The following is a 22052-nucleotide window of genomic DNA, read 5'->3' as shown; positions in this document are numbered from 1 at the left end:
AGCCATGAACGTCACTCCCCCCGTCGCCCACTCGGCATCGTCCTTGACGGCATCGGCATCGGCATCGGCCGCCGCCCCCGCAGGCCGCCGGTTCTCGCTGCGGGCCCGGGTCCTGACCGGTGCGGTGGCCGCCGCCGCACTGGGCGCGGGCACGTTCGGGGCGGTCTCCGCCAGCGCTTCGGCTCCCTCGGCCGCCTCGGCGGCCCATGTCACCTCCTCGGCCGACACCGCGAGCCGGAACCTCCAGCAGACGACCCACCTGACCGTCGCCGCCGCCACGAAGGCCGCCCAGGCCGTGCTCGACGCGGCGCAGAGGGAGAACCAGCGCGTCTCGGTGGCAGTCGTCGACCGTAACGGCACCACGATCGTCAGCCTGCGCGGCGACGGCGCCGGGCCGCAGTCGGCCGGGTCCGCCGAGAAGAAGGCGTACACCGCCGTCTCCTGGAACGCCCCGACCTCCGAGCTGGTCGGGCGCCTGGACCAGGCTCCGACGCTGAAGGACATCCCCGGCACGCTCTTCCTCGCGGGCGGCGCTCCGGTCCAGCTGAAGGGCGCCCCCGTCGCGGCGATCGGTGTCGCCGGCGCCCCGAGCGGCGACCTCGACGAGAAGTTCGCCCGCGCGGGGGTCGCCGCCCTCACCCGGTGACCCCCGCTCCTGTACCGGCCCCCGGGCCCGCCTCCGCGCGGGGCCGGGGCCGCCCCGTGCCCGGTACATAGGATCGGCGCCGTGAAACCGCGCACCCCCGCACGTCGCCGGCCCTCCGCTCCTCGGCTCCCCGAGTCTGCCGCGCGCCTTCTGTGCCCCGCGCCCGTGCGGGCCACGCGCGTCGCCGCGCTGCTGCTCGCCTGCGCCGTTCTCGGCGGTACCGCTTCGGCCTGTACGGGCGCGGGGGCCGGGGTGTCCGGGACGCCGGGTGCGGCGGGGCTGCGCGATCCGTACTTCCCGAAGCTCGGGAACGGCGGCTACGACGTCACCCACTACGACCTCCGGCTCGCCGTCGACCGGAGCGCCGGGCACCTGACGGGCACGGCGACGATCACGGCCCGCGCCACCCAGGACCTGAGCGCCTTCCACCTCGACCTCGTCGGGCTCGACGTCACCGGGGCGACCGTCGAAGGGCGCCCCGCCGCCGTGAACCGGGCGGGCGGCGAGCTGGTCCTCCGCCCCGACGCGGAGGCGGCCGACCACCTCCGCAAGGGCCGTACCTTCGAGACGGTCGTCCGGTACTCCGGTGCGCCCCGGACGCTGACGGACGCGGACGGCACCCACGAGGGGTGGCTGCGGACGGTGGACGGGGCCGTCGCCCTCGGCGAACCGGCGGGCGGCCCGACCTGGTTCCCCGGCAACCACCACCCGAGCGACAAGGCCACCTACACCGTCGCGGTCACCGTCCCCGAAGGGCTCACGGCCGTCTCCAACGGCGAACTCGTCTCCCACCGCACGAGCGGCACGGGCACGGGCAACACCGGCACGAGCCACACCGGTGCCCGGACCGTCACGTACACCTGGCGCACCACCGAGCCCATGGCGAGCTATCTGGCGACCGTCGCGATCGGCCGTTTCCGTACGGAGGAGTCCCGTACCGGCGACGGCCTCACGGTCTTCACCGCCGTGGACCCCGGGGTGGCGGCGGAGGCGGAGCCGGAACTCGCGCGCGTTCCGCAGATCCTGGCGTGGGAGGCGGAGAGGTTCGGGCCGTACCCGTTCCGTTCGGCGGGGGCGATCGTGGACCGGGCCGAGGACTCCGAGTACGCCCTGGAGACCCAGAACCGGCCGTACTACCCGGGCCCGCCGACCGCCGGTCTCCTCGTCCACGAGCTGGCGCACCAGTGGTTCGGCGACTCGGTCACTCCGGCCGACTGGCAGGACATGTGGCTCAACGAGGGGTTCGCGACGTACGCGGAGTGGCTCTGGAGCGAGGAGCACGGGGACACCCCCGCGGGGGAGAGCTTCGAGGATGCCTTCGCCGACGACGCGAACTGGGCCTTCCCGCCCGCCGAACCGCCGACCGCCGCCGAGATCTCGGAGCCACCGGTGTACGGACGCGGCGCCATGGTCGTGCACCGGCTACGGCTCGCGGTGGACGACGACGCGAAGTTCTTCGCGCTCCTCAGGGGCTGGACCACGGCCCACCGGTACGGCAACGCGTCGACGGAGGAGTTCACGGCCTACGCGGAGAAGGCGACGGGGCTGGACCTGTCCCGGCTCTGGTCGGTGTGGCTGTACGGCGACGGGCGCCCGGCCGACGCGACGGCTCCGGATCTGCCCGCCCGCTGACCGGACCGCTGACCGGACCACAGGCCGGACCACAGGCCGGACCGCTCAGGGCCTCCACCGCGTGCGCGGGAGAGGCCCTGAGCGTGGTGCGCCCACTGCGCGGGCGGGTGCGGGTCGCGTCAGAGGTTGACGCCGAAGTCCTGCGCGATGCCGCGCAGACCCGAGGCGTAACCCTGGCCGACCGCGCGGAACTTCCACTCGGCGCCGTTGCGGTAGAGCTCGCCGAAGACCATGGCGGTCTCGGTGGCGGCGTCCTCACTGAGGTCGTAACGGGCGATCTCGGTGCCACCGGCCTGGTTGATGATGCGGATGAAGGCGTTCCGCACCTGGCCGAAGTTCTGGCTGCGGTTCTCGGCGTCGTAGATGGAGACCGGGAAGACGATCTTGTCCACGTCGGCCGGCAGGCCCGCCAGGTTGACGTTGATCTGCTCGTCGTCGCCCTCGCCCTGGCCGGTGACGTTGTCACCGGTGTGGACGATGGTCTGGTCCGGCGTCGACTTGTTGTTGAAGAAGACGAAGTGGCCGTCGGAGACGACCTTGCCCGTCGGGTTCACCGCGATCGCCGAGGCGTCGAGGTCGAAGTCGGTGCCGGTGGTGGTGCGGACGTCCCAGCCGAGGCCGACCGTGACGGCGGTCAGGCCCGGTGCCTCCTTGGTGAGCGAGACGTTGCCGCCCTTGGACAGGCTTACTGCCATGGGAAGTCCCTTTCCTCGTCATGTGCGGGCTTCGTGCCATCACGAAAGCTACCGTCACCCGTCATAACGTGAGCGGGAGGCCACGAGGTTCCAGGTCCCTTTACTTTCTTTGCCGAACTTTCGTCCCGGTACGTCCCCGCCGCCCCGCGCGACGGCCCGCAGCGGCCCAGCAGCGGCCCAGCAGCGGCTCACTGTGGCTCGCGGTGGCTCGCGGTGGCCTGAGGAGGCTCGCAGCGGGCCCGCCGTAATGCCTCCGGACCTGGCGGTCCCGTCAAAAGAAGGTGACGGACCGCCCGGCGGCCGGGGACACTGGGTGTCATGTCCGGGCCCTATGTCATCCGCGGTGCGGTCTCCCTGCCGGAGGCCGAGCTCATGTGGCGTTTCTCGCGGTCCTCCGGGCCCGGGGGGCAGCACGTCAACACCAGCGACACCCAGGTCGAGCTGCGCTTCGACCTCGCCGCCACCGAGGCGCTGCCCGAGGTCTGGAAGGAGCGTGCGCTGGAGCGGCTGGCCGGCAGGCTGACGGACGGGGTCGTGTCCGTGCGTTCCTCCGAGCACCGCTCCCAGTGGCGCAACCGTGAGACGGCCGCCGTACGGCTCGCCTCGCTGCTTGCGGAGGCGACTGCGCCGCCACCCGCGCCCCGCCGAAAGCGCAAGATCCCGCGCGGGATCAACGAACGCCGGCTGCGGGAGAAGAAGCAGCGCGGCGACACCAAGCGGGGCCGCTCCGGCCGGGACTGGTGACGCGAGCCGAGTGCCGCGAACCAGGGGCGCGAGCCGAGTGCCGCGAACCGGCACCGCGAACCGGCACCGCACCGGGTGACGCGAACCGGAAGGCGCGGACTCGCCGCGGGCCTCAGCCCAGCGTCCGGTAGTTGCCCTTGAAGTACAGCAGCGGCTCGACGTCCGCCGGTGCCGCCGTCGTCGGCAGTACCTGGGCCGTGAGCACCCGGCCGATCACGAGGGTGTGATCACCGGCCACGATCCGTTGTTCGGTCCGGCACTCCAGCGTCGCCAGCGCCCCGTTCACCAGGGGCGCCCCGGAGACCCCGCCCCGCACGTGCGGGACGTCCGCGAAGAGCAGCCGGTCGCTGATCCGGCCCTTCATCGAGAACCGGGACGCGATCTGCCGCTGCCCCGCGGCCAGGACGGAGACCGCCCAGAGCGGCTGTTCGGTCAGCAGGTCGTCCATGCGGGAGTCGTTGCGCAGGCTGACCAGCACGAGCGGCGGGTCGAGCGAGACGGACAGGAACGCCGTCGCCGTCATTCCGGCCTCTTCGCCGCGCTCGCCCTCCTCGTCGGCCGGCTCCTCGGCGGTGACCAGCACCACGCCTGCGGCCAGCCGGGCGAGAGCGGCCCGGAACTCGTCGTTGCTCACCCCCTCAGCATGGGGGACGGCATCGGGGCGCGGGGTGATGGTCTCTGTCTGCGGCACACTCGCACGCTAGTCGGGGCCGATGGGGGCCCACATCGGGCCAGGGGACCAGCCGGGACCTAGGTCTCCGGGGTGAAGCTTGCCGGGCGCGGCACCAGGCGTACGACGCATCCGTGCCGGCGCCCCGTGCGCGCCCGTCGGCCGGACGGAAGCCGGTGCATCCCTGGAGGGCGCACGCCGGTAGCGTGGGCGGACTCCCGCGCACCGGTTCTGTGTGCGGATGCGCCGGGGGTGCGCCGGAGTCGATCAGGTGTCCCGGGGAACAAATGGCCGTCCTTTCACGTTCTGTTGTGACATGACTCACAGAGAGCGATATTTAGTTGACCCTGTGTACCGGCTGCGCAGCTCGCTGTGATTCAGTGGCGAGGACACTGCGATAAGTACGTCGATATGACTTCTGGAGTTGCTGTCGAGGTCTCGGGGAGAGCGAGCAATGGAGGCCGAGTCGGAGCCCTACGTCCGTCTTGCGACCATGCGGCAGCTGCACCAGGCCGTCGCTGATCTCAATTCGGCGCGCAGTCTTGCCGACACGCTGCAGACCGTGGCGGACGGAATCGTCACCGGTCTCGGCTACGAGCTGGGCTGCGTCAATCTCGTCCAGCCGGACGGTGAACTCGTCGTGGCCGCGTTCGCGGGCAACAACGCGGCCGAGGCGCTGATCACCGGTCGTACCGGTTCCCGCGATGCCTGGGAGCGCCGGCTGTCCATGGGCGAGGCATGGGAGGACCTGCGGTTCATACCGCACACCGAGGGCTGGGTCCTCCTCGACGACGACGTGCCGCAGTGGCACACCGAGGGCCCCGAGCCCCGCTTCGAGGACGAGTGGCACCCGCTGGACCGGCTCTACGCCCCGATGTACACGAACAACACGGGCCGCGACCGCCACGACCGCCGGGACCTGCTCGGCGTGCTCTCCGTGGACCGCCCGCGCAACGGCCGCCGACCCGGCGCCTGGGGCCGTGAAGCGCTCCAGATGTACGCCTCGCAGGCCGCGATAGCGATAGGCAACGCCCGGCTCCGCGCCAACATGCAGCGTGCGCTGGTCCGTCTCGAACGCGAGCAGCAGGCGCTGCGGGCCAGTGAGGAGTCCTTCCGCCAGGCCTTCGAGTACGCCCCCAGCGGCATGGCCATCGCGGAGGTGGGCGGTGAGCAGCACGGACGGCTGCTCCGTACCAATGACGCGCTCTGCCGGCTGCTGGGCCGCCCGGCCTCGGTGCTGCGCCGCCACTCCTTCGCCGATCTGGTCCACCCCGAGGACCTCGGCACCCTGCTCCGCACGTCCGCCGAGGGTGGCCGGGCCGAGCTGCGGCTCGGGCGGCGCGACGGTACGTACCTCTGGGTCTCGCTCCGGAACTCGGTGGTCGCGGACACCACGGACGGGCCGCGCTTCCTCCTCACGCACGTCGAGGACATTGAGGAGCGCAAGCGGCACGAGCTGAACCTCGCGCACCGTGCCTCGCACGACGCCCTCACCGGACTGCCCAACAGCGCGGAGCTGCGTTCCCGGCTCAGCGACCGGCTCTGCGAGCGCCCGCACGCCACGGCGGCCACCGCCATCGAGGCGCTGGACGCGGCGTACGGGGACGTGGAGGTCCGGGGGCACGGGTACGACGTCGATCCGGGGCTCGGCGGCATCCCCTACGACCACCACGTCCACACGGCGGCGCCGGACCCTGCGCGCGACGACGGAGCGAAGGGGCTCGCGGTCCTCTTCTGCGATCTCGACGGCTTCAAGTCCATCAACGACCGGTTCGGTCACACGACGGGTGACGCGGTGCTGATCGAGGTGGCCCGCCGCCTCAGCCAGTGCGTGCGGGACGGGGACACCGTCGCCCGTCTCGGGGGTGACGAATTCGTCGTGCTCGCGGACGGGCTCGGCGCGGCGGACGCCGCCGACCTCGCGGTACGCCTGCGGAACGCGATCATCCCGCCCATCAGGGTGGACGGCCGGGCGGTCCGGGTCGGCGCGAGCTTCGGCATCGGCTGGGCCGAGTGCGGGATGAGCGTGGAGGAGATCCTTGCCTCGGCGGACCAGCGGATGTACGTGGAGAAGCGGTCGCGGGCGAAGGTTCACCGCAGAGCCGGATGACGTTTACTGGATGGTTCGCCGTCCGTTCCCGAACCGGGGAGGGCGGGGGAGCGGGCCCCGGGATCCATTCGGCGGTTGCTCCGTACGAGGTAGGCTCGCCCGGTCGGCGACGGCTGGCGACATGGTGAGGAGTGACCCAGGGATGACGGCCGGACACAACGGCGAGAGCAAGCCCGAGGACGACGATCCGTTCGGCTACCTGTACGAGGACGGGCAGGCGGCGGGCGCACAGCCGCCACGCGGTGGCGGCTACGGCTACCCCGGACCGGCAGCTCAGCCCGGCATCCCCCGGACCTCCTACAACCAGGTGCGGGCCGTCGGAGAGCGCCAGTACGGGCAGGTTCCGCAGCAGTACGGCCAGCCCCAGCAGCCCTACGGTCAGCAGCCGCAGCAGTACGGGCAGCAGTCCTACGGTCAGTCCACCGCCCAGTACGCGGCCCCCGAGACCTACCCCGGCGGCGGCGTCACGACGGCGTCCGGTTCGGTCGGACACGGTGGCGGCGGTGCCGGGCGGGGCAGCAACGGCGGCAGCAGCGGCCGGGGCGGTCCCAACACCAAGGCCATCCTCGGTGGCGCCATCGCGGTCGTCGCGGTCGTGCTGATCGGTATCGCCGCCGCCCTGACCACGGGCGACGACAGTGGCAAGAACGACAAGAAGAACGATGCCTCGGCCTCGGCCGCGCCCAGCGGCGACACCGGCAAGTCGGCGTCGCCCGAGCCCTCCGGCTCGGACGAGCCGGCCGAACTGCCGAAGCAGGACGCGGCGGTGCTCGCCCTCGGCGGTACGGCCACCGTGGAGAGCTCCGTCAAGGGTGCCGAGGGTGCGAACGAGTCGTACGTCGCCGGGTTCAATCAGGTCGGCTCGTCGGTGACCTGGCAGGCGAGCATGGAGAGCGGGGGCTCGTATCGTCTGACCGTGCGGTACGCGATCCCTGCCGTGGACGCCAATGCCACGCTGACGGTGAACGGGAAGAAGAATACCCAGCCCATCGGGCTGAAGAATTTCATCAACTCGTCCGACACGGACTTGGCGAAGAACTGGCAGACCACATGGGCTCCGGTCACCTTGCAAAAGGGCCAGAACGAGATCAAGTTGTCGTGCGAGACTGGAAACCAGTGCAACGTCATTCTTGACTGGGTCGAGGTCGTTGCGTCCTGAAGCGTCCGTGAAAGACCGAGCGGGCCAGGCCGGCGCGCAGGGCGCTCTGGTGGGGGTCGGTCGGGTTTGCCCACACCCCGCAGAACCGGCGATGGGCCGGACGCGTCTCGGAGCGGGCAACGGCGTCCAGGCAGCGCGTAAGACGCTCAGAGCCGCGGACGCATGATGTGCAGCCGGGCAGCAGCAGTAGGCGCGGGCTTCATGGGCGCCGCGTCGGCGGTTCAGAGCTCCGGTGCGAGCGGTTCCACGGTGACGCGGGGCAGCAGCTCCGCGTAGGCGTCCGCGTCGAACTCCCCGGCCGCCGGGGCCAGTACGGTCGCGGCGGACAGGGCCACCGCGCGGGCCAGCCGGTCCGGCCAGCTCAGCCCCTCGGCGAGCCCGGACAGCAGTCCGGCCACCGCCGAGTCGCCCGCACCCGTCGCGTTTCCCCGTACGGCGGACGGTGGCGCGGCGCGCCAGGTACCGGCTTCGGTGGCGGCGATCAGGCCGTCCGCGCCGAGCGAGGCGACCACCGAGCGGGCACCGCGGCGGCGGGCGTCGCGGGCGGCGCGCAGGGGTTCCCGGGAGCCGGTGAGGCGGGCGAGTTCGTCGGCGTTCGGCTTCGCGAGGTCGGGGCGGGCGGCCATCCCCCGGCGCAGCGGTTCCCCTCCGGTGTCCAGGAGCACGGGCGTCCCGGCGGCGCGGGCGCGGCGGACGAGTTCGGCGTAGGCACCGACGTGGATGCCCGGCGGCAGGCTGCCGCAGAGGGCCACGGCCGTGGCTTCGCCGAGGAGCGCGTCGTACGTGCGCAGCAGGGCGGCCCAGTCGTCGGGGCCGACCTCGGGGCCCGGTTCGTCGAGCCGGGTGACGCGGCCGGTGGAGCGTTCGACGACGGTCACGGTGCGGCGGGTCTCGCCGGCGACGGGTATGAGCGCGTCGTGCGGTCCCAGCGGCGCGAGCAGTTCGCGCACCACTGTGCCGGTACGGCCTCCGGCGAACCCCGTGACGACGGTGGGGTGTCCGAGCGCGGCGAGCACCCGGGCGACGTTGACGCCCTTGCCGCCGGGCCGCTCCAGGACCTCGCTCACCCGGTGGTGGCCGTGCGGGACGAGGTCCGCGACGGTGTAGGTCACGTCGAGTGCGGTGTTCAGCGTGACGGTCAGGATCATCTGGACTCGCCCCCCGTCCCTTCTCTCGTCGCCGGGCCGCTTGCCGGTCCCGCGGAGTGGAATGCGGCGTTCCGGCGGTGGGGCGTGTCGTGCCGGGGGAGCGCCGTTCCCGTGATCATGCCAAAGAGAAGGCCGTGGGCCCAGAGGGCGTCCGGAAAGCCTCACGCGGGGCCGCAGGGGCCGCACGTCGGGCCGCTCAGAGCCGCAGGTGCATGATGTGGAGCCCGACGTACCCGTCCCTCGGGTGCAGGAAGCCCTCGGGCAGGGTGCCTATGACCTCGAATCCGAGTGATTCGTAGAGCTTCACGGCGTGGACGTTCGTCTCCACCACCGCGTTGAACTGCATGGCGCGGTACCCCTGTTCGCGCGCCCACTCCACGGTGTACGCGCACAGCGCCCGCCCCACGCCCTGCCCGGAGTGCGCCGGGTCGACCATGTAGCTGGCGCCCGCGATGTGCGAGCCGTTGCCCTGGTGGTTGCGGTTCATCTTCGCGGTGCCGAGGACGGTCCCCGTGTCGTCCACGGCGACGACCGTGCGGTTCGGGTGGGACAGCAACCACCAGCCGCTGCCCTGTTCTTCGTCGAGGTCGGTGGGAAAGGTGAAGGTCTCGCCGGCGGCGACGATCGTGTGGAAGAAGGGCCAGATGGCGGGCCAGTCCTCCGCGGTGGCTTCCCTGATCAGCATGGGTACAGCGTGTCCCAGGGGGACGGCGGTGACAACGCCGTTTCGCCGTCCCCGTTGGGAGGACCACAGGTTTCAGACGCTCTTGGGCTCGACGATCCACTCGCCCTTGCGCATGACTCCCTTGAGGGCGAACTCCTCGTCGAGTACCACCAGGTCGGCGTCCTTGCCGGTCTCCAGCGAGCCGATCCGGTCGTAGAGGCCGAGCAGCCGGGCGGGGTTGACGGAGAGGGACCGGACGACGTCCTCGACCGGGATGCGGTCGATCGTCACGGACCGTCGGAACGCGGTGTCCAGGGTGAGGGTGGACCCGGCGATCGAGCCGCCCTCCACCAGCCGGGCGACGCCGTCCTCGACCTCGACCGCGAGCGGACCGAGCTGGTACGTGCCGTCGCCGAAGCCGGCCGCGTCCATGGCGTCGGTGATCAGCGCGACCCGGGCGGCGCCCGCGTGGTGGTACGCCATCTCCAGGGCTGCCGGGTGCAGATGCGTACCGTCGTTGATCAGTTCGACGGTGATCCGCTCGTCCTCCAGCAGCGCCGCGATCGGGCCGGGCGTGCGGTGGCCGAGGGCGGGCATCGCGTTGTACAGGTGGGTCGCGACGGTGGCGCCCGCGTCGATCGCCTCGACGGTCTGCTCGTAGGTCGCGTCGGTGTGGCCGATCGCCGCGATGACACCGTGCTCGGCGAGGAGCCGCACCGATGCGAGCCCGCCGGGCAGTTCGGTGGCGAGCGTCATCATCTTCGCGGTGCCGCGCGCGGCCTTCAGCAGGGCGAGGACGGCGGCGGGGTCGGGGTCGCGCAGCAGCGCCTCGCTGTGCGCGCCCTTGCGGCAGGGCGAGATGAACGGCCCCTCGAAGTGGATGCCCGCGAGCTCGCCCTGTTCGACCAGCTCGGAGAGGACCCCGGCCCACCGGCCGAGGAAGTCCAGGCTGTCGGTCACCGTGGAGGCGACGACGGTGGTGGTGCCGTGCTCGCGGTGCGTGCGTACGCCCGTCAGCACCTGGTCCACCGAGCCCGCGGTGAAGGAGGCGCCGCCGCCGCCGTGGTTGTGCATGTCCACGAACCCGGGGACGACCCAGTGGCCGGTCAGGTCGATGGTCCGGGCGTCCTCGCGGGCCCCGTCGGCGATCCGCGTGCCCTCGACGGCCAACCGGCCGCTCTCCTCGGTGCCACCGGGCCGTACGACCCGGGCACCGGTGAGAACTGTGCTGTGTGCGCGTCCGGCCATCAGACGGATACCTCCGTGGCGAGTAGATCCCAGGCGAGCAGCCCCGCGCCCAGGCATCCGGCGGTGTCCCCGAGGGCCGCGGGGACGATGTGGGGCAGCGTCTGGAACGTGATGCGGTCCTCGACGGCCGCACGCAGTGGTGTGAACAAGGTTTCCCCCGCCTCGGCGAGACCGCCACCGATGATGAGCGTGCGCGGGTCCAGCAGGGTGATCGCGGTGACCAGCCCGGCGGCGAGTGCGTCGACGGCGTCCGCCCAGACGCTCAGGGCGGCCGGATCGCCCGCCTCGACGGCCCGCGCGCAGTCCGCCGCGTCCTGGGAGGGGTCGCCGCAGGCGGCGGCCCAGGCGCGGGTGACGGCGGCCGCGGAGGCGAGCATCTCCAGGCAGCCGCGCTGTCCGCAGCCGCACTCGGGGCCGTCCGGCCGGACCACGACGTGCCCTATCTCCCCCGCGCTGCCGTGCGCGCCCGCCTCGACGACCCCGTCGATGCCGATGGCGCCGGCGATGCCGGTGCCGAGGGCGACGAAGAGGAAGCGGTCGGCACCGCGTCCGGCCCCGCCGCGGCCCTCGGCCAGCCCTCCGGTGCGGACGTCGTGGCCGAGCGCGACGGGGACGGAGCCGAGCCGTTCGGCGAGCAGGTCGCGCAGCGGCAGGTCGCGCCAGCCGAGGTTGGAGGCGTAGACAGCGATCCCCCGCTCGACGTCCACGATGCCCGGAACGGCCACGCCGGCGGCGACGGCCGGCTCCCCGAAGTGCTTCTCGCCGTACGCCCGCAGATCGGTGGCGAACCCGAGGATGGTCTCCACCACCGCGTCGGGACCGCGCTCCCGTCCGGTGGCCCGTCGCTCCTCGTGCAGGAGGGTGCCGTCGGCTCCGACCAGCGCGGCCTTCATTCCCGTGCCGCCCACATCGAGGGCGATGACATGTCTCACGGGGGACAGTTTCGCCTCCCGGCCTCAAAAGGTCTAGTCCACTATTCCGCTTTGTTTCCTGTGCATACAAAAATCCCCAACCGGTGGGACGCCCGGGTGGCACTGTCCGGGGCGCGCGTTACGTTGGTCGGCATGACCGCCCCCGAGAACGGAAACGGAACCCCCGGCTCAGAGGAAACCCCCGCCACCAGCCCCGATGCGGCCGCAAGCGGGGGAGCGCTCTCTGCCCGGGACCGTGCGCTGCTCGCCCTCGAACGGCGGTCCTGGGCGAGTCCCGGCGCGAAGGAACGCGCCATCCGCGAGGAACTGGGCCTCTCCCCGGTCCGGTACTACCAACTGGTGAACGCCCTGATCGAGGACCGCCGCGCCCTGGAGGCGGACCCCGTGACGGTCAACCGCCTGCGCCGCGTGCGGGACGCCAAGCGACACCGGCGCTGAGGAGGGGCCGCCGCGCCCCCGGCTCACCCGCACGAGCGACCCGCACGAGCGACCTGGACGAGCGACCCGCACGAGCGACCCGCCCGACCCGGACCGGAGCGGAGAGAGCGCCCCCGGCTCCCCTACGGTCGCGGCCAGGGCCGTCCCGACAGGCGCTCGATGTCGGTGTTGAACCGCTTGAGGTAGCCGGCGAACGTCTCCACGTCCTTCTGGGACCACTTCTCCAGCACGAGGCCGAGCCCGCTCGCGTTCTTCTCGCGCTCCAGGTCGAGCCGCTGCGCGCCTTCCGCCGTGATCCGGAACTTGCGGGCCATCCCGCCGGAGGGGTCCGGGATGCGCTCCACCAACCCGGCCTGCATCGCCGCGGCCGTCTGCCGGTTGAGGGTGGACGAGTCGAGCCCGAAGGCGTCGCTCAGCTCCTTGATGGACATGGGCCCCTGCACGCGGATGCGGCTGAGCAGGACGTACGCGCTCCGCTCCAGCACGTCGTCCTTGCGCCGCCCGTTGGCGGTGCGCAGGAAGATGTGTCGGCTGAGCAGCATCTGCTCGTACTCGACCTGCTCGATGGGGTCGTCCATGGGTCTCGCTCCTTGCTGCTGTCCCGCGCTCCCTCCTTCCCGAGCGTACGGGGCGCGCGCCGGGCCCCCGCCCCTCGGTCTGCGGGGGGTGCGGTCTCGGCACACGAACCCGTCCCTCGCTAATGTCGGAGCATGGGCACCCACCTGGACCACCTGCCGACTCCGACCACCGAAGCGGGCCGTGAAGGGCTCGCCGCGCTCCTGGCCCGCCCGGACCGGGCCGTGGTGGCGCTCGACTTCGACGGCACCCTCGCCGAGATCGTCGCCGACCCCGAGCAGGCGCGGGCCCACGCCGACGTGCTGCCCGCGCTCGCCGCGCTCGCGCCGAAGATCGCGTCCGTCGTCGTGATCACCGGCCGCCCGGCCGCCGTCGCGGTCGCGCACGGCGGGTTCGCCGGGGTCCCCGGCCTGGAGCACCTGGTGGTCCTCGGCCATTACGGCGCCGAGCGCTGGGACGCCGCCTCCGGCGAGGTGGCTGCCCCGCCGCCGCACCCCGGCCTCGCCGCCGTCCGCGCGGAGCTGCCCGCCCTGCTCGACGGGCCCGAGGCGCTGAGCGGTACCTGGGTCGAGGAGAAGGGGCAGGCGATCGCCGTCCACACCCGCCGCGCCGCCGATCCGCAGGCCGCCTTCGAGCTGCTGCGGGAGCCCCTCGGCGGGCTCGCCGCGCGTCACGGGCTGATCGTCGAGCCGGGCCGCCAGGTCCTGGAGCTGCGCCCGCCCGGGGTCGACAAGGGCGTCGCGCTCACCGCGTACGCGGCCGAGGTGGGGGCCGGGTCGCTGCTCTACGCGGGCGACGACCTCGGCGACATCGCCGCCTTCGTGGCGGTGGAGAAGCTGCGTTCCGGCGGTCCGGAGCGGGTGCCGGGCCTCCTGGTGTGCAGCGGGGGCACCGAGGTTCCCGAGCTGGCCGGCCGGGCCGACGTGATCGTGCCGGGCCCGGCGGACGTCGCCGCGCTGCTGGCGGCCGTGGCCGACACCGTCTGAGAGCGAAGAGCGCCTGAGAGCGAGGAGCGTCTGACGCCGGGAAGCGTCCGGGGGCGGGGAGCGTCCGAGGGCGGGGCGGACCTCACCCCTCCCGCAGTGCCTCCAGCTGCTGGAGGAACCACGCCTGCGGCGGCAGCGCGGTCGCGGCCTCCGCGAGCCGCGCCGACCGGTCGGCGCGCTCCGCATCGTCCATGCTCAGTGCCTCGTGCAGCGCCTCGGCCGTCGCGCTGACGTCGTACGGGTTGACCACCAGCGAGTCGGCGCCCAGCTCCTCGTACGCCCCGGCCTCGCGGGACAGCACCAGCGCGACCCCGTGGTCGGAGACGACCGGGACCTCCTTGGCGACCAGGTTCATGCCGTCCCGGATGGGGTTGACCAGCGCCACGTCGGCCAGCCGGTAGGCGGCGAGCGAGCGGGCGAAGTCGTCCCGCACGTGCAGGACGACCGGGGTCCACGTGTCGGAGCCGTACGCCTTGTTGATCTCGTCGGCCAGCTCCCGCACGGACGCCGTGTACTCGCGGTAGACGGCGAGGTCCTGGCGGGAGGGGTAGGCGAAGGCGACGTGCACGACGCGGTCGCGCCACTCGGGGTGGTTGTCGAGGAGGGTGCGGAAGGCGTGCAGCCCGCGCACGATGTTCTTGGACAGCTCGGTCCGGTCCACCCGGACGATCGTCTTCCGGCTGCCGTCGCCGCCGATCTCCTTGCGCAGCGCGGCCATCCGCTCGTCCACGTCCGCCTCGTGCGAGCGGGCGAGCAGGAAGTCGCCGTCCGCGCCGAGCCCGTGCACCCCGATGCGCGTGCCGCTCGTGCCGCCGAGGATCTCGGTGCAGCAGCCGATGAACGCGTCCGCCCAGCGGCGGGTGAGGAACGCCGCCCGGTCGGCACCGAGGATGCCGCGCAGCAGCTGCTCGCCGATGTCGTCCGGCAGCAGTCGGAAGTAGTCCACCGGCGCCCACGGGGTGTGCGAGAAGTGGCCGATGCGCAGGTCGGGGCGGAGCTCGCGGAGCATCCCGGGGACCAGTGCGAGGTGGTAGTCCTGCACCAGCACGGCGGCGCCCTCGCCCGCCTCCTCGGCCAGTGCCTCGGCGAAGGCCCGGTTGTACGTCTCGTACGCGGCCCACTGGCGCCGGAACTCGTCGTCGAAGACCGGCTCCACCGGCGTCTGGTAGAGCAGGTGGTGGACGAACCAGAGCACGGAGTTGGCGATGCCGTTGTACGCGTCGGCGTGCACGGCGGCGTCGATGTCGAGCATCCGGACGCCCTCTTCGCCGACCCCGCGCCGGACCGCCTCGCGGTCACCGTCACTGAGCGCGGCGCAGACCCAGACCTTGTCGTCCACCGCGCTCAGCCCGGAGACGAGCCCGCCCCCACCTCGGCGCGCGTCGAGGGAACCGTCCTCGTTGAGGGTGTACGAAACGGGGCCGCGGTTGGACGCGACGAGAACCTGGGCAGCGTGCTCGGAGACCATGTAGCGGAACCTAGCCCGATACGTAACCCCCCAAACGTGTTCGAGATCCCGAGCGGGACTTTCGAAACGCTGCCTACGCGGCGCGCCGGTCCGTGTACTCGGCGATCTCCTGGGCCGGCGGCCGTTCCTCGGTGTCCACCGCATAGGTGCGTGGCTGGAAACCGTTCTCGTCCCGTTCGAACTGGGTCAGCACCGGACGCACGAGATGCCCTCGGGAGAGCCGCAGCTGCGCGGTCCGGTAGATCGTGGCGGCCATCCGCCCGAGTGCCTGCCCGTCCTGGTGGCGGTGGCGGCGGACCCCGACGTCCACCTGGGCCAGCGCATCGAGGCCCACGGCGTGCAGCGCGTCCACGAGGAGGCCGAGCTCCACGCCGTATCCGACCGGGAAGGGCAGCTGTTCCAGGAGCCGGCGACGGACGGCGTACTCGCCGCCCAGCGGCTGGACGAATCCGGCGAGTTTCGGCCAGTGCAGATTGAGCAAGGGGCGTGCGACCAGTTCGGTGACGCGGCCGCCCTGCGCGGGGGTTCCGGAGGGGACCTGGCCGTCCGCCGTCTCCAGCGGCCGGTCGTACATCGCCTTGACGAACTGGATGCCCGGGTCGGTGAGGAGCGGGCCGATGGTGCCGGAGACGAAGTCGGCGGAGAAGTCCTTGAGGTCGGCGTCGACGAAGCAGACGATCTCGCCGCTGGTCACGAAGAGCGACCGCCAGAGCACCTCGCCCTTGCCGGGGACGGCGGGTATCCGCGGGAGTATCTCGTCGCGGTGCACCACCCGGGCTCCGGCCGCGCGGGCGACGGCGGAGGTGGCGTCGGTGGAACCGGAGTCGATCACCACCACTTCGTCGACCAGCGGGACCTTCTCCATCAGCTCGCGGCGGATGGTGCGGACGATGTCGCCGACCGTCGCCTGCTCGTTCAGCGCGGGCAGGACGACGCTCACGGAGGTGCCCCGCGGGTCCCGGTCCCGGGCGGCCAGCAGCCGCCCCAAGGGACGGTCGGAGGCGGCCCAGGAACGGCGGTCCAGCCAGCTGTCGACCTCTTCCAGCACGGGCGATACTCCCTGTGTGTGATCCATCTCGCGGTTCGGACGACTGCTTCAACCGTCGGGTGCTTCGGTTACAGTCTTGAACAACGTTCGCTGCCTTCGCATGTCGGGGTCAGAGGGCGGACAAACGCCTGGATCGCACGGTCCAGTGCCATAGCGCTCATCCAGAGGGACTGAGGGAACGGCCCGTTGAAGTCCCGGCAACCCTCCCGCCGGCCGCGAGGCCACGGTGGGGAAGGTGCCAATTCCGTCTTGCGGCGAAATGCGTCGCAAGGAAGATGAGGAGAAAGGGCCTCCGCCATCATGGCTGTTCAGACTGTCGCAGCGAGCTCCGGAACTTCCGTGGACCTCGGTCCCGCCACCGCACTCTCCTGCCGCGAATGCGGTGAACGCTTCGCACTTGGCCCCATTTTCGCCTGCGTGTCCTGTTTCGGGCCGCTCGAAGTGGCCTACGACCTGCCGAGCGGCTCCCCGGACGAGCTGAAGAAGCGCATCGAAGCGGGCCCGGACAACATCTGGCGCTACGCGCCGCTGCTGCCGGTCCCCGCCGACGTCGCCGACAAGCCCAACATCAACCCCGGCTTCACCAAGCTGGTCAAGGCCGACAACCTCGCCCGTGAGCTGGGCGTCACCGGCGCCCTGTACGTCAAGGACGACTCCGGCAACCCGACGCACTCCTTCAAGGACCGCGTCGTCGCGATCGCCGTCGAGGCCGCCCGCGCCTTCCACTTCACCACCCTCTCCTGCTCCTCCACCGGCAACCTCGCCGGCGCGGTCGGTGCCGCCGCCGCGCGGGCCGGCTTCCGCTCCTGCGTGTTCATCCCGCACGACCTCGAAGAGGGCAAGGTCGTCATGGCCGCGGTGTACGGCGGCGAGCTGATCGGCATCGACGGCAACTACGACGACGTCAACCGCTTCTGCTCCGAGCTGATCGGCGACCCGCTGGGTGAGGGCTGGGGCTTCGTCAACGTCAACCTCCGCCCGTACTACGGCGAGGGCTCCAAGACGCTCGCGTACGAGATCTGCGAGCAGCTCGGCTGGCAGCTGCCCGACCAGCTGGTCATCCCGATCGCGTCCGGATCCCAGCTCACCAAGATCGACAAGGGGCTCCAGGAGCTGATCAAGCTCGGTCTCGTCGAGGACAAGCCGTACAAGATCTTCGGCGCCCAGGCCGAGGGCTGCTCCCCGGTCTCGACCGCCTTCAAGGCCGGTCACGACGTGGTCCGCCCGCAGAAGCCGAACACGATCGCCAAGTCCCTCGCGATCGGCAACCCGGCCGACGGCCCGTACGTCCTGGACATCGCCCGCCGCACCGGTGGCGCGGTGGAGGACGTCAACGACGAGCAGATCGTCGACGCGATCAAGCTCCTGGCCCGCACCGAGGGCATCTTCGCGGAGACCGCGGGCGGCGTGACCGTCGGCGTGACGCAGAAGCTGATCGAGGCCGGTCTGCTGGACCCGACGCTCACCACCGTCGTCCTGAACACCGGCGACGGCCTCAAGACCCTGGACGCGGTCTCCCCGACCACCGGCCTGACGGCGACCATCCGCCCGAGCCTGGACGCGTTCCGCGACGCGGGCCTCGCGGCCCACTGACCACTCCAGAACCGAGGAAGGCACTCCCCATGAGCGTCAAGGTCCGCATCCCCACCATCCTGCGCACGTACACCGGCGGCCAGGCCGAGGTCTCCGCCGAGGGCACCGTCCTCTCCGAGGTCATCGAGTCCCTGGAGAATGACCACCCGGGCATCGCCGCGCGCGTCCTGGACGACCAGGGCAAGCTGCGCCGCTTCGTCAACGTGTACGTCAACGACGACGACGTCCGCTTCGAGGGCGGCCTCCAGGCGGCCACCCCGGACGGCGCAGGCGTCTCGATCATCCCCGCCGTCGCCGGCGGCTGCTGACCGGACAGGACCGGACGGCCTTTCTCCGGAGCACCGTTGCCCCCTTCGCGTACGATGCGGAGGGGGCAATTCCGTAGGGTTGAGCGCGGTACAGTTGGGGAAGCCCCCTCCGCCGCTCGCGTCGAGCATGTGCGAGATCGAGCCGCTGCGCGACTAGAAGCAGCCAAAGTCCGGATGCCCTCTGTGCCTTAAGTGGCCTTTGTCTGGACCGACTTGCCCAAAATTCTCAGTAAATCCTCATGTTCGGGCGTTCCGTCGCGTCCAGATTTTCCGTCCGATTGACCTGTTGCAGAGGGCAGTTGGGCAGATACATTCGGCCGCGGTCGAGCGTTCCGGCGCACGCACCCTCTCCTGTCGGAGGGTGTGAGGTCTGACCCGGGTCCGCGAAGTGCGGTCCTGTGCAGGGGCCAGAAATAGGGGAGTTAGGCATGGCTCAGGGCACCGTCAAGTGGTTCAACGCGGAGAAGGGGTACGGCTTCATCGCGGTCGACGGTGGTGCGGATGTTTTCGTCCACTACAGCGCGATCCAGATGGACGGATACCGCACCCTCGAAGAGGGTCAGCGAGTTGAATTCGAGATCTCGCAAGGCCAGAAGGGGCCGCAGGCGGACATGGTCAAGCTCGCCGTGGGCTGAGATCGGACGCGGTCGGCAACGACGTTTCTCCACCACGCAGGGCCCGTACCCCCAGGGGTGCGGGCCCTGCGTGCGTGCGCGTTCCTCCGTGCCAGGACAGGGCTGTGAGGGCCCGTGGGCCGCCCGTACGGTGTCCGAAGCTTGTCCCCAGGACGAGGGAGACGCTTGCACTCGCAGGGGTCGAGTGCTAATCATTGGCGTTAGCACTCTCCAGGTGAGAGTGACAGAAACTTGGACCGGGCCGGTGAGGCCCGCAGGCGCGGCGGGGCAAGGAACCGTCGGGCACGCAGGCCGTCCGTCGCGGGCGCCTCTCGGTCCGGAGCAATCCACCCCGTCCGGGAGGACCACTTCACATGGCTAAGATCATCGCGTTCAACGAAGAGGCGCGGCGCGGTCTCGAGCGCGGGATGAACCAGCTCGCAGACGCCGTCAAGGTCACCCTCGGCCCGAAGGGCCGTAACGTCGTCCTCGAGAAGAAGTGGGGCGCGCCCACGATCACCAACGATGGTGTTTCCATCGCCAAGGAGATCGAGCTCGAGGACCCGTACGAGAAGATCGGTGCGGAGCTGGTCAAGGAGGTCGCCAAGAAGACGGACGACGTCGCCGGCGACGGTACGACCACCGCCACCGTTCTGGCCCAGGCACTCGTCCGCGAGGGTCTGCGCAACGTCGCCGCCGGTGCCAACCCGATGGCCCTCAAGCGGGGCATCGAGAAGGCCGTCGAGGCCGTCTCCGCCGCTCTGCTGGAGCAGGCCAAGGACGTGGAGACCAAGGAGCAGATCGCTTCGACCGCCTCCATCTCCGCCGCCGACACCGAGATCGGCGCCAAGATCGCCGAGGCGATGGACAAGGTCGGCAAGGAAGGCGTCATCACCGTCGAGGAGTCCCAGACCTTCGGTCTGGAGCTGGAACTCACCGAGGGCATGCGCTTCGACAAGGGCTACATCTCGGCGTACTTCGCGACCGACATGGAGCGTATGGAGACGTCCTTCGACGACCCGTACATCCTCATCGTCAACTCGAAGATCTCCAACGTGAAGGACCTCCTTCCGCTGCTGGAGAAGGTCATGCAGTCGGGCAAGCCGCTGCTGATCATCGCCGAGGACGTCGAGGGCGAGGCCCTGTCGACCCTGGTCGTCAACAAGATCCGTGGCACCTTCAAGTCCGTCGCCGTCAAGGCTCCGGGCTTCGGTGACCGCCGCAAGGCCATGCTCGGTGACATCGCCATCCTCACCGGTGGCACCGTCATCTCCGAGGAGGTCGGCCTCAAGCTGGAGAACGCGGGTCTCGACCTGCTCGGCTCCGCGCGCAAGGTCGTCATCACCAAGGACGAGACCACGATCGTCGACGGAGCCGGCGAGAGCGACCAGGTCCAGGGTCGCGTCAAGCAGATCCGTGCCGAGATCGAGAACTCCGACTCGGACTACGACCGCGAGAAGCTCCAGGAGCGTCTGGCGAAGCTGGCCGGCGGCGTGGCCGTCATCAAGGCCGGTGCCGCCACGGAGGTCGAGCTCAAGGAGCGCAAGCACCGCATCGAGGACGCGGTGCGCAACGCCAAGGCCGCCGTCGAGGAGGGCATCGTCGCCGGTGGTGGCGTGGCTCTGCTCCAGGCGTCCGTCGTCTTCGACAAGCTCGACCTGACCGGCGACGAGGCCACTGGTGCCAACGCCGTCAAGCTCGCGCTGGAGGCCCCGCTCAAGCAGATCGCCGTCAACGGTGGTCTTGAGGGTGGCGTCGTCGTGGAGAAGGTCCGCAACCTGCCGATCGGTCACGGTCTCAACGCCGCGACCGGCGAGTACGTCGACATGATCGCCGAGGGCATCATCGACCCGGCGAAGGTCACGCGCTCCGCTCTGCAGAACGCCGCGTCCATCGCCGCGCTCTTCCTCACCACCGAGGCCGTCATCGCCGACAAGCCCGAGAAGGCCGGCGCGGCCGCCCCGGGTGGCATGCCGGGCGGTGACATGGACTTCTGATCCCCTCCAGGGATCGGCGGTTCCACCCCCGCAGCGCATCGCTGTAGCTTCGGCCCCCGGGATTCTTCCCGGGGGCCGAAGTGCTGTGTACGGACGGGTGCGGCGGTGCGGCGGCTGGGGCGGGTCCGGCGGGTCCGGTCAGCCGGGACGGCCGGACGCGTACGTCTCCACGGACCGACTTCCCCACCCGGCCGGTCAGTTCTCCAGGCGGACCGGCATCAGCAGCGAGAAGCTCTCCTCGGTGTCGGTCCGGCGGATCGCCACGGGCGCCGTGGGGGCGCCGAATTCCAGGATCAGCCGGTCCTGGGCCCCGGCGTCGAGGGCGTGCAGCAGGAACTCGCGGTTGACGGCGATGGTGTCCTGGCCGCCGTCCCGGGTCTCCCCGTCCTTCCCGCCGTCCCGGCCACTCCCGTCGTCACTCTCCTCCCAGACGCGCACCGTGCCGTCGTCGCCCACCTTGAGCACAGTGAGGGCGAAGGCCACGCCGTCCTGCTCGCGCACCTCGCTGACACGTACGGCGCCGGTTTCCACCTCCGCGCGGAAGGCCGGGACATCGACGAAGGCACGGCGCCCTGCCGGCAGGCGGACGAGGCGACGGTAGTCGGGGAAGTCGTGCCCGAGACGGGAGCCGGCCGCCTGACGGTCTCCTGCCTCCAGGGCCACCCGGTCACCGTCCACGGTGAGTCGCACGGACACGTCGTCCGCCAGCAGTGCTCGCATCGCGTCGGCGAGCGGGGACGCCACGACGACCTGCACACGGGGCCCGTCATGCCCGGTGGTTCGCGTCTGGGCGACTGCCATCCGGTACCGGTCGGTGGCGACGACGCGGAGCGTCTCGCCCTCGACGTCGAAGAGGACACCGCCGAGCATCGGCAGCTGCGGGTCGGTACTGGCGGCAAAACGGACCGCGTCCAACGCGGCCGCCAACTCCGGCGCGGCGACGGTCAACCGAACGGTGGTGGTGCGGAGCGAGGTCATGGGATTCTCCCTGCGTTCGAGTAGCGCTCGGACCGTGGAGAACTCGCCCCGGGCATCGGACAGCCCTCGTTCCAGACGGCACAGATGCGCGTCGAGCAGCTTCCGTACGAGGTCGGTGTCCTCGCTGGACCAGCCGGCCAGCACGAGCCGGATGTCCGCCAAGGGCATGGCCGACCGGCGCAGCCGGGTCAACAGCCGGGCCTCTTCGAGTTGCTCGGGGGCGTACCAGCGGTAGCCGCTCACCGGATCCACCCACGCCGGGACCAGCACGCCGGCGCCGTCGTAGAACCGCAGGGCGCTCACGCTCAGTCCACTGTCCCGAGCCATCTCACCAATGCTGCGCATCTCGCTCTCCACCCCCGGAACTCTGTGCCCTCCACCAGGTCGAGGGTCAACCC

General features: G+C 71.2%; 21 protein-coding genes and 1 riboswitch. Of the genes, 11 read left to right on the top strand and 10 right to left on the bottom strand.

The genetic code is table 11. The features are described from left to right. Positions 1-4 precede the first annotated feature (4 nt). Both ACFYPN_RS25715 and ACFYPN_RS25710 read left to right on the top strand, forming a co-directional pair. Positions 5-646 carry a heme-binding protein gene (locus ACFYPN_RS25715; RefSeq protein WP_389301335.1) on the top strand — a complete coding sequence of 214 codons (642 nt, stop codon included), beginning with the start codon at positions 5-7 and terminating at the stop codon, positions 644-646. Positions 647-811: 165 nt separating this feature from the next. Then, entirely contained in the window at positions 812-2278 is a 1467-nt protein-coding gene (locus tag ACFYPN_RS25710) for a M1 family metallopeptidase (RefSeq protein WP_389301332.1), read from the top strand. A 119-nt stretch (positions 2279-2397) separates the two neighbouring features. On the opposite strand, the gene ACFYPN_RS25705 is transcribed toward ACFYPN_RS25710, so the two are convergent. Beyond that, the gene (locus tag ACFYPN_RS25705) at positions 2398-2973 is read right to left on the bottom strand and encodes a TerD family protein (protein WP_328720996.1); all 576 of its coding nucleotides are present in this window, start codon (positions 2971-2973) and stop codon (positions 2398-2400) included. A gap of 318 nt (positions 2974-3291) precedes the next feature. Between ACFYPN_RS25705 and arfB the strand changes: the two genes are divergently transcribed. Further along, positions 3292-3717, top strand: a complete 426-nt coding sequence (gene arfB, locus ACFYPN_RS25700; protein WP_389301330.1) for an alternative ribosome rescue aminoacyl-tRNA hydrolase ArfB — start codon at positions 3292-3294, stop codon at positions 3715-3717. A 112-nt stretch (positions 3718-3829) separates the two neighbouring features. Here the strand turns inward: arfB and ACFYPN_RS25695 are convergent, their stop codons facing one another. Then, on the bottom strand, positions 3830-4351 hold the full coding sequence (locus tag ACFYPN_RS25695) for a flavin reductase family protein (protein ID WP_389301547.1): 522 nt from the start codon (positions 4349-4351) through the stop codon (positions 3830-3832). Positions 4352-4841: 490 nt separating this feature from the next. Here ACFYPN_RS25695 and cdgB point away from each other — a divergent pair, with 490 nt between their 5' ends. Together cdgB and ACFYPN_RS25685 are read left to right on the top strand one after the other, a co-directional pair. Next, positions 4842-6497, top strand: coding sequence for a diguanylate cyclase CdgB (cdgB, locus tag ACFYPN_RS25690; RefSeq protein ID WP_389301327.1), 1656 nt, complete (start codon positions 4842-4844; stop codon positions 6495-6497). Between the two features lie 142 nt (positions 6498-6639). Continuing rightward, positions 6640-7656 (top strand): CBM35 domain-containing protein, encoded by a 1017-nt coding sequence (locus ACFYPN_RS25685; RefSeq protein WP_389301324.1) that lies wholly within the window; start codon positions 6640-6642, stop codon positions 7654-7656. A gap of 221 nt (positions 7657-7877) precedes the next feature. On the opposite strand, the gene ACFYPN_RS25680 is transcribed toward ACFYPN_RS25685, so the two are convergent. From ACFYPN_RS25680 to ACFYPN_RS25665, 4 genes are all read right to left on the bottom strand, one after another. Beyond that, complete coding sequence (locus ACFYPN_RS25680; RefSeq protein ID WP_389301321.1) at positions 7878-8804, bottom strand: 1-phosphofructokinase family hexose kinase; 927 nt, start codon at positions 8802-8804, stop codon at positions 7878-7880. A gap of 196 nt (positions 8805-9000) precedes the next feature. Then, positions 9001-9489 carry a GNAT family N-acetyltransferase gene (locus ACFYPN_RS25675; protein WP_358759424.1) on the bottom strand — a complete coding sequence of 163 codons (489 nt, stop codon included), beginning with the start codon at positions 9487-9489 and terminating at the stop codon, positions 9001-9003. Between the two features lie 72 nt (positions 9490-9561). Then, positions 9562-10716, bottom strand: a complete 1155-nt coding sequence (gene nagA, locus ACFYPN_RS25670; RefSeq protein ID WP_389301318.1) for an N-acetylglucosamine-6-phosphate deacetylase — start codon at positions 10714-10716, stop codon at positions 9562-9564. Next, complete coding sequence (locus ACFYPN_RS25665) at positions 10716-11648, bottom strand: ROK family protein (RefSeq protein WP_358759422.1); 933 nt, start codon at positions 11646-11648, stop codon at positions 10716-10718. Before ACFYPN_RS25665 ends, nagA begins: the two co-directional genes overlap by 1 nt. 132 nt (positions 11649-11780) lie before the next feature. On the opposite strand from ACFYPN_RS25665, the gene ACFYPN_RS25660 reads away from it, so the two are divergent. Further along, positions 11781-12086, top strand: coding sequence for a DUF3263 domain-containing protein (locus ACFYPN_RS25660; RefSeq protein ID WP_358759420.1), 306 nt, complete (start codon positions 11781-11783; stop codon positions 12084-12086). A gap of 122 nt (positions 12087-12208) precedes the next feature. Here the strand turns inward: ACFYPN_RS25660 and ACFYPN_RS25655 are convergent, their stop codons facing one another. Further along, positions 12209-12664, bottom strand: a complete 456-nt coding sequence (locus ACFYPN_RS25655) for a MarR family transcriptional regulator (RefSeq protein WP_358759418.1) — start codon at positions 12662-12664, stop codon at positions 12209-12211. Between the two features lie 132 nt (positions 12665-12796). Here ACFYPN_RS25655 and otsB point away from each other — a divergent pair, with 132 nt between their 5' ends. Then, positions 12797-13648 carry a trehalose-phosphatase gene (otsB, locus tag ACFYPN_RS25650; protein WP_358759416.1) on the top strand — a complete coding sequence of 284 codons (852 nt, stop codon included), beginning with the start codon at positions 12797-12799 and terminating at the stop codon, positions 13646-13648. 82 nt (positions 13649-13730) lie between these two features. On the opposite strand, the gene ACFYPN_RS25645 is transcribed toward otsB, so the two are convergent. Beyond that, complete coding sequence (locus ACFYPN_RS25645; protein ID WP_389301315.1) at positions 13731-15116, bottom strand: trehalose-6-phosphate synthase; 1386 nt, start codon at positions 15114-15116, stop codon at positions 13731-13733. A 73-nt stretch (positions 15117-15189) separates the two neighbouring features. Then, a complete protein-coding gene (locus ACFYPN_RS25640; RefSeq protein ID WP_358759522.1) occupies positions 15190-16164 on the bottom strand; it encodes a glucosyl-3-phosphoglycerate synthase in 975 nt (324 codons plus the stop codon). A gap of 154 nt (positions 16165-16318) precedes the next feature. Continuing rightward, positions 16319-16446, top strand: a riboswitch (SAM riboswitch). A gap of 18 nt (positions 16447-16464) precedes the next feature. On the opposite strand from ACFYPN_RS25640, the gene thrC reads away from it, so the two are divergent. From thrC to groL, 4 genes are all read left to right on the top strand, one after another. Continuing rightward, complete coding sequence (thrC, locus tag ACFYPN_RS25635) at positions 16465-17757, top strand: threonine synthase (protein WP_358759413.1); 1293 nt, start codon at positions 16465-16467, stop codon at positions 17755-17757. A 29-nt stretch (positions 17758-17786) separates the two neighbouring features. Beyond that, positions 17787-18065 carry a MoaD/ThiS family protein gene (locus tag ACFYPN_RS25630; protein WP_358759411.1) on the top strand — a complete coding sequence of 93 codons (279 nt, stop codon included), beginning with the start codon at positions 17787-17789 and terminating at the stop codon, positions 18063-18065. Positions 18066-18493: 428 nt separating this feature from the next. Next, positions 18494-18700 (top strand): cold-shock protein, encoded by a 207-nt coding sequence (locus ACFYPN_RS25625; RefSeq protein ID WP_003967346.1) that lies wholly within the window; start codon positions 18494-18496, stop codon positions 18698-18700. A gap of 353 nt (positions 18701-19053) precedes the next feature. Beyond that, positions 19054-20676: a chaperonin GroEL gene (gene groL, locus ACFYPN_RS25620; protein ID WP_358759409.1), complete on the top strand. Its 1623-nt coding sequence runs from the start codon at positions 19054-19056 to the stop codon at positions 20674-20676. A gap of 195 nt (positions 20677-20871) precedes the next feature. Here groL and ACFYPN_RS25615 read toward each other — a convergent pair whose 3' ends face one another. Continuing rightward, a complete protein-coding gene (locus tag ACFYPN_RS25615; RefSeq protein WP_358759407.1) occupies positions 20872-21999 on the bottom strand; it encodes a MerR family transcriptional regulator in 1128 nt (375 codons plus the stop codon). Positions 22000-22052: the final 53 nt, after the last annotated feature.

It is taken from the genome of Streptomyces sp. NPDC005576 (assembly GCF_042871745.1).
In the GTDB taxonomy this organism is placed as follows: domain Bacteria; phylum Actinomycetota; class Actinomycetes; order Streptomycetales; family Streptomycetaceae; genus Streptomyces.
Note: the sequence above shows the minus strand (reverse complement) of the source record. Positions and strands in the feature narration are given on the sequence as shown.

Coding starts and splice junctions, on each gene's coding strand:
- arfB (WP_389301330.1), top strand. CDS start 3,292: ATGTCCGGGCCCTATGTCATCCGCGGTGCGGTCTCCCTGCCGGAGGCC.
- ACFYPN_RS25680 (WP_389301321.1), bottom strand. CDS start 8,804: ATGATCCTGACCGTCACGCTGAACACCGCACTCGACGTGACCTACACC.
- cdgB (WP_389301327.1), top strand. CDS start 4,842: ATGGAGGCCGAGTCGGAGCCCTACGTCCGTCTTGCGACCATGCGGCAG.
- thrC (WP_358759413.1), top strand. CDS start 16,465: ATGGCTGTTCAGACTGTCGCAGCGAGCTCCGGAACTTCCGTGGACCTC.
- ACFYPN_RS25675 (WP_358759424.1), bottom strand. CDS start 9,489: ATGCTGATCAGGGAAGCCACCGCGGAGGACTGGCCCGCCATCTGGCCC.
- ACFYPN_RS25705 (WP_328720996.1), bottom strand. CDS start 2,973: ATGGCAGTAAGCCTGTCCAAGGGCGGCAACGTCTCGCTCACCAAGGAG.
- otsB (WP_358759416.1), top strand. CDS start 12,797: ATGGGCACCCACCTGGACCACCTGCCGACTCCGACCACCGAAGCGGGC.
- ACFYPN_RS25660 (WP_358759420.1), top strand. CDS start 11,781: ATGACCGCCCCCGAGAACGGAAACGGAACCCCCGGCTCAGAGGAAACC.
- ACFYPN_RS25715 (WP_389301335.1), top strand. CDS start 5: ATGAACGTCACTCCCCCCGTCGCCCACTCGGCATCGTCCTTGACGGCA.
- ACFYPN_RS25615 (WP_358759407.1), bottom strand. CDS start 21,999: ATGCGCAGCATTGGTGAGATGGCTCGGGACAGTGGACTGAGCGTGAGC.
- ACFYPN_RS25625 (WP_003967346.1), top strand. CDS start 18,494: ATGGCTCAGGGCACCGTCAAGTGGTTCAACGCGGAGAAGGGGTACGGC.
- groL (WP_358759409.1), top strand. CDS start 19,054: ATGGCTAAGATCATCGCGTTCAACGAAGAGGCGCGGCGCGGTCTCGAG.
- nagA (WP_389301318.1), bottom strand. CDS start 10,716: ATGGCCGGACGCGCACACAGCACAGTTCTCACCGGTGCCCGGGTCGTA.
- ACFYPN_RS25685 (WP_389301324.1), top strand. CDS start 6,640: ATGACGGCCGGACACAACGGCGAGAGCAAGCCCGAGGACGACGATCCG.
- ACFYPN_RS25655 (WP_358759418.1), bottom strand. CDS start 12,664: ATGGACGACCCCATCGAGCAGGTCGAGTACGAGCAGATGCTGCTCAGC.
- ACFYPN_RS25645 (WP_389301315.1), bottom strand. CDS start 15,116: ATGGTCTCCGAGCACGCTGCCCAGGTTCTCGTCGCGTCCAACCGCGGC.
- ACFYPN_RS25630 (WP_358759411.1), top strand. CDS start 17,787: ATGAGCGTCAAGGTCCGCATCCCCACCATCCTGCGCACGTACACCGGC.